The organism is Bradyrhizobium sp. LeoA1Lang (genome assembly GCF_055413685.1).
In genome coordinates this window covers 1-447 of the sequence record NZ_JBVAPG010000514.1, presented here as the reverse complement: position 1 = coordinate 447, position 447 = coordinate 1, and the positions used below count along the sequence as shown (strand labels likewise).

The 447-nt window shown below is 65.5% G+C and carries 1 protein-coding gene; it reads left to right on the top strand.

The window, feature by feature from the left end; all coding sequences use genetic code 11:
* Positions 1-26: 26 nt before the first annotated feature.
* A partial coding sequence (locus tag ACZYOF_RS44360) for a transposase domain-containing protein (protein ID WP_463719670.1) occupies positions 27-447 on the top strand: 421 nt, incomplete at its 3' end.

The following is a 447-nucleotide window of genomic DNA, read 5'->3' as shown; positions in this document are numbered from 1 at the left end:
TCGGGAAGCGGTCGGAGCGGCTTGCGGTGCTCGTGGACGAACAGCTTGCGCTCGAGCTGGGCGATCTTGAGGCTGACCCTACGCTGCCTGCGCCCGCCAACGATGATGTGGCTGTGGCGAAGCCACCCAGCAAACCGCGCAAGAAGGCGCGCCGCAACATCGGCGCGCTTCCAAAGCACCTGCCGCGCTGCGAGCAGGTGCTGGAGCCGGAGGCAATCGCGTGCCCATGCTGCCAAGGTCAGCTCCACAAGATCGGCGAGGACGTCAGCGAGGTGCTGGACATCATCCCGGCGATTCTGCGGGTGCTGCGCACGATCCGTCCTAAATATGGCTGCCGCAGCTGCACCGATGGTGTGGTCCAAGCGAAGGTGCTGCCGCGCCTGATCGAGAGCGGCATGGCCTCGACCGCACTCGTGAGCCACGTGGTGATCTCGAAGTTCGCCTGGT